The sequence below is a fragment of the Calditrichota bacterium genome (assembly GCA_014359355.1).
Classification (GTDB): domain Bacteria; phylum Zhuqueibacterota; class Zhuqueibacteria; order JANLFK01; family Oleimicrobiaceae; genus Oleimicrobium.
This window is the reverse complement of the sequence record JACIZP010000032.1, coordinates 1-5418: the sequence shown is the minus strand read 5'-3', so window position 1 is coordinate 5418 and position 5418 is coordinate 1. Positions and strand designations below refer to the sequence as shown.

The 5418-nt window shown below is 62.7% G+C and carries 6 protein-coding genes; 1 reads left to right on the top strand and 5 read right to left on the bottom strand.

The window, feature by feature from the left end:
• On the top strand, window positions 1–1125 hold a 1125-nt coding region (locus tag H5U38_01445; GenBank protein MBC7185678.1), incomplete at its 5' end, for an aspartate aminotransferase family protein.
• Window positions 1126–1289: 164 nt separating this feature from the next.
• On the opposite strand, the gene speB is transcribed toward H5U38_01445, so the two are convergent.
• The 5 genes from speB to H5U38_01420 all read right to left on the bottom strand — a co-directional run.
• Window positions 1290–2159 (bottom strand): agmatinase, encoded by an 870-nt coding sequence (speB, locus tag H5U38_01440; GenBank protein ID MBC7185677.1) that lies wholly within the window; start codon window positions 2157–2159, stop codon window positions 1290–1292.
• An 8-nt stretch (window positions 2160–2167) separates the two neighbouring features.
• Window positions 2168–3277 carry a deoxyhypusine synthase gene (locus H5U38_01435; protein ID MBC7185676.1) on the bottom strand — a complete coding sequence of 370 codons (1110 nt, stop codon included), beginning with the start codon at window positions 3275–3277 and terminating at the stop codon, window positions 2168–2170.
• Between the two features lie 11 nt (window positions 3278–3288).
• Window positions 3289–3834 carry an arginine decarboxylase, pyruvoyl-dependent gene (locus tag H5U38_01430; GenBank protein ID MBC7185675.1) on the bottom strand — a complete coding sequence of 182 codons (546 nt, stop codon included), beginning with the start codon at window positions 3832–3834 and terminating at the stop codon, window positions 3289–3291.
• 439 nt (window positions 3835–4273) lie between these two features.
• Complete coding sequence (locus H5U38_01425; GenBank protein MBC7185674.1) at window positions 4274–4651, bottom strand: M48 family metallopeptidase; 378 nt, start codon at window positions 4649–4651, stop codon at window positions 4274–4276.
• Window positions 4648–5418: type I restriction endonuclease subunit R (locus H5U38_01420; GenBank protein ID MBC7185673.1), on the bottom strand; the 771-nt coding region annotated here is incomplete at its 5' end. The genes H5U38_01420 and H5U38_01425, both read right to left, overlap by 4 nt.

Below are 5418 nucleotides of genomic sequence, written 5' to 3'. Positions count from 1 at the left end.
CCGAAGGTCGTGGAAGCTGTCATTGCGCAGGTGCGCAAGTTCACTCACACCTGTTTTCATGTGCTCCCCTACGAGTCCTACGTGGCGCTGGCGGCGCGCCTGAACCGTCTGGCTCCGGGAGATTCCAAGAAGAAGACCATTCTGGTCAACTCTGGCGCCGAGGCGGTGGAGAACGCGGTCAAGATCGCCAAGTACCACACCAGGCGCTATGCGTTGGTGAGCTTTGAGCACGGCTACCATGGGCGTACGTATTTGACCATGTCCCTCAACGGCAAGGTGGCGCCGTATCGCAAGGGCTTTGGGCCCGGCGCGCCCGAGGTCTACCACCTGCCGGCGCCCTACTGCTACCGCTGCCCCTACGACAAGCAGCCCGACTCGTGTGCCACATTTTGCGCCTCGCGGTTAGAGGAGTTCTTCATGGCGAATGCGGATCCGCAGACGGTTGCGGCAGTCATCTTCGAGCCGGTACTTGGTGAAGGTGGCTTTGTCCCCTTTCCTCAGGCCTATGTCGCGGCGTTGCGCGACTTTTGCCGCGCCCACGGCATCGTGCTCATTGCCGACGAGATCCAGACGGGCTGGGGTAGGACCGGCAGGCTCTTCGCTTGCGAACACTATGGCCTGGAGCCGGACATCTTGGTGACGGCCAAGTCACTGGCAGGCGGGCTGCCTCTGGCTGCAGTTATTGCCTGGGCAGAAGTCGTGGATGGCATCCATCCGGCAGGACTGGGCGGCACGTTCAGCGGCAATCCCGTGAGCTGCGCGGCTGCCTTGGCAGTCCTGGAGGTGATCGAAGAGGAAGGCCTGGTCAGCAGGGCAGAGGAGATCGGCAAGCGTGTGCGAGACCGCTTTCGCACGATGCAGGAACGCTACCCGCTCATCGGTGATGTGCGCGGCATAGGGGCGATGAACGCCTTAGAGCTCGTCAAGGACCGGGCGACCAAGGAGCCGGCTCCGCAGGCGGTGACGCACGTGTTGCGCCACTGCTACGAGCATGGATTGGTCGTGCTCAAGGCGGGCACCTACAACAACTGCATCCGCACGCTCATGCCCCTGGTCATCAGCGATGCGGAACTCGCCGCCGGCCTGGACATCTTAGAGCAAGCCGTTGCCAGCGCCGCGGTGTGAAAATGGCGGGACTGCCCACGATCTCGGTGGGCGGGAAGGAACTGTGCCTCGCCTTTGCAGCGTGGCGCCAGGAGTGATCGATCGTGCGGCATAGTCAGCGGTATCCCGCCCTCGGAGCTGTGGGCTAACCGCACCCGGGGTGGAGCGTCCTTCCCTTGCTTCCCTTACCGCGCCAGCACGTAGCCGATGATCTTGTAGGCCAGTTTTGCCGCCAAAAAGTCCGGCGCCACCAATCCAGGAGTGGGTGCCAGCTCTACGACATCGGCGGCGATGATGTGGCAGGCGTTGGCCACCCCACGCAGGAGCTCGATGGTCTGGTACCAGAAGAGGCCGCCAGGCTCCGGGGTGCCGGTTGCCGGCATGATGGCCGGGTCCAAGGCATCCAGGTCAAACGTCAAGTAGACCGGCCCTGAACCGAACCTATTGAGCGCCTCCACTACCTGTGCGGCGCTGGGATGCTGCTCGGCGAAAAAGGTGGTGAGCCGGCTGTGGCGCAGCGGCTCAACCTCTTCCTCGGACATGCTTCTGATTCCCACCTGCACCACCGGCACCCCCAATTCCACCACGCGTCGCATCACACAGGCGTGGCTGAAGGGCGAGCCTTCGTAGGAGTCGCGCATGTCTGCGTGTGCGTCGAATTGCAGCACGCGCAGCTCAGGATACCTCTCCTTGCAGGCCTGCACCGCGCCGAGAGTGATGGAGTGTTCGCCCCCCAAGGTGAGCACCATCTTGCCGTCGGCCAGAAGGGGGGCCACCGCCTGACGCACGGCGGCAACCATGGCCTCTGGGCCCGAGGCCTCGCTGGTCAGTGGGGGCAAGGTCCAGATGCCGTGCTCCACTGGGCTCTGCCCCAGCTCGTGGTCGTAGAGCTCCATGTGGCCAGAGGCCTCCAAGATGGCCAGCGGGCCGCGCCGCGTCCCCGGCTGGTAGGAGGTGGTCGAGTCGTACGGCACCGGCAGCACGACGCAGCGGGCAGCCTCGTAGGTCCCTGGGTCCTCAATCCCCCCAAAGGTGAGCAGCACGCCGTGCCTCATTGCGCCCCTCATCTCTTGCGACGCTGTCGCTTCTGGAACTCCTGGCGGAGTGCCTGCAGAAGCTGGTCCCGCCGGTCGTACAGGCGTTTATGCGCCCGCGGCTTGGCGTTGGCGAGCACGTACGCCGTGAGCAGGGGCAGCGCTACGGTGGTGTCCACGTAGCAGACGACCGTGTCCGGCAGTTGCGCTGGGTTCACTTTGCCCCAGCTCACTGCCTCGCTGGGCGTAGCACCGGACAGGCCTCCCGTATCCGGCCGCGCATCCGTGATCTGGATGAAGTAGTCGTGCCCCTTCTCAGGGATCGCCAGCACTTCTTGAATCTGTGGTTCGGTCTGCAGAAGGAAGTTCTTAGGGGCGCCACCGCCGAGGATGAACACGGCACTCTTGCCACCTTTGCGCTTGGCGTCGTAGACGATGGCCGCCGTCTCATTGACGTCGGCCATGACGTCCAGCAGGCGCGGTCTGCCGCGCAGCGATAGCTCAGCCAGGTTCATGCCGATGGACGAATCCCCAGGCGACGGCGTGTACACCGGAACCCCGTGCTTGTAGGCCGCCACTAAAATGGACTCTGTCTGCACACCCAGCGCTTCGTTGCGCTTGGCCAGGTACTTGCCCAGAAGATGGTGGAGCTGCGCCGTGGTCATGGGCATATCGAACTCTGGCGCCGCGGTCACCTCGCGCAGGTAACGGTCGGTGGTCAGCAGCACCTCATAGTCGAACAGCACGTCGTAGATGCGAATGACGCCGTGCTTGCGCAGCTCGGGGTCTGGCACAAACGGCGAACCGGCGTGCAAAGCCAGGTCCAAGGCAAAGTGAGCGTCGTGGTAGAGATTAGCGCCTGTGGAGGTTATCCAGTCCACAAAGCCGTGCTCGATGAGGGGCACGACGCACGACAGCCCGAGCCCGGCAGGGGTGAGCGCGCCGGACAGGCTGAGGCCGACCGTCACCTCTTCGCGCAAAACCTTCTCCACCAGCAGCCGCGCGGCCTCTCTGAGCCGAGCGGCGTTGTAAGCCAAGAAGGTCTTGTCCACCAGCTCGGTTACAGAGATCGAGCCAGTGATCGGTGCCGGTTTGATGCGCGGTCCGCGCAAGTAAGGCGACTTGCTCCGTTTTGCCATGCGCGCTCCTCTCAAGGCAGAAGAACGGCAGCGGCCACCACCGTCGTCCACTTGCCTTCTTTGTCCACGTTGGCCGACTGGGTGATGTTGCGACTGTGCACGATCTTGCCGCTGATTTTCCAGATTTGCCGCTTGTTGTCCCAGCTTTCGTCCTCGTCGAACTCCACGCCCAGGGTGGAGGCGAGCATGGAGGCTGCCAAGTCTTCGGCATAGTCGCCCGCCTTTTTTTCGGTCTGGCCAAAGGCGTGATGTTCGCTCAAGTAGCCGTACATGGTCTTGTCTGCGGGGATGGCCACGCCCACCGAGGCGGCAATCTGCCGGCGGGGCTCGTTGCTGCTGGCGCGCGCGATGACGCAGAAGGCGATCTGCCCAGGCTTGAGCAGCGACAGCCCGCGCTCCCGCGAAATTATCTTGCACCCCGGTGGCAGGATGCTGCTCACCGAGACGATGTTCAAGAACTGAATGCCCGCGTGGCGCAAAGCCAACTCGAACGACTGCAGCTCCTCGCGATGCACACCGACACCCTTAGTCAAAAACATTTTCGTAGGCACGAACATTTTCACGTTTCCTCCCGTTGTCAGTCAAGGGGCGCTGGGGATCCAGGCCTTGGCGCCCGAGCCAAGCACGAGACACGCATCTTGTTGCGACTATGCGCGCGTACTCAAGCCCGTGGCGAAGTGGGCAAGCAACGAGCAAGTAAGCTGACGATTGTGGGGAGGCAATGCGATGCAAGGGATGGAACGAAGGGTGCGGAGCCGCCGAGGGGAGCAACCAACGGCGGCGCGAGGAAAGACCACTGCTCCTTCCATGCTCATCTCCTTAGCTGTCCTCCAGTCGTGCGTAACCCACTGCGTTGAGAAACCAAATGACCTGCGTAAGGTGCACCACCATGGTCAAAGCCTCGTATAGTTCTCGCCACAAAACTCGGGCGCAAATATAACGAACTGGCGGTAGAAAATCAACCGATTAGTTGAAAACGGTTCCGGTCGCCACTGTTCAGTCCCCATGACGGCCAGACTGCAGGACAGGCGCAGCAGGCACCCCCGACAGCTGGTGCGGTGTGTCTTGTGTCTCCGCGAGGTAGGCTTTCAGGAGGGCCTTGAACAGGGGGCCGTGGTTGGGCACCTTGAGGTGCAGCAGTTCGTGGACGATGACCTCGCGGCGGAAGGCGGCGGGCTGCCGCAGGAGGTCGGTGGCAAAAGTGAGCCGCCCGTGTGAAGAGCAACTGGCCCATTTGCGCTGCATTGGCCGGATGCGTACCTCACGCGGGGTGACGCCCAGCCGCTGCGCCCAGGCCTCGACTTCGGCGCGGAACAGGTCAACGGGAACGGCCTCTTCCAGCGGCAACCATTCCGGGGCGGCGGACTTTCTCATTCGGCGGCCCTCCGCAGCAGGTTCAGGATAGCATCAGCCCAGGCAACAACGTCGCTGATGCCCACATCCAGCAACGCTTTGTACAGTTCTCTGCGCAGTTCGCTTTCCTGTTGGCGGCTGCTGAGCCAGTGTGGGAAGGCGGCAAAGGCGCTCTCCATCGTCTGCGCGACCTGCCTGGCCTGTTCCGGAGAAACCTGATGGGTGCGGAGCCACCACTCCACTGCAAAGGCCTGCGGCGCGTAGGGGTGACTTGCCAGATCCTCCCTAGTCCGACGTTCCTTCTCGGCATCCTTCAGTTGTTTGACCAGCACCTCCAGTTCCTGGAGCGCCTGCTGGGCCTCGATCAGCCGTTCCTCGAAGCGGCGGCGGATCTCTTCGGCGCGCTCGCCAATGGAGAGCAAGTATGGAGCAATGCGGCCTTGGTCAGCCACCAACCGGTGCAGTTCCTTGAGCAGGTTGAACACTTTCACCGTCTCTGGTTTTTCCTCGTTCAGGAGAGCCAGCAAGGCCCCTGGGCTGATTTCGTAGGTCACCTGCGGTTCACGGATGGCATCGGTGCGGCTGTGCTGCTGCACGATTTCCGCAGTCTTGCGCAAAAAAGATCTGTCAACCGGCACGTGCGGCTCGTAAGCGTTGCGCAGCAGGCGGTACATCTCCACCAGCCGCTGATAGTCTTCCAGGTAGGGGCGCAGGAAAGGATCGGGGGAAAGGATTTCGTAGATTTCCTCGATCTCGCGAAAGTAGCGGTAGAAGGCTTCCCGCTGCTC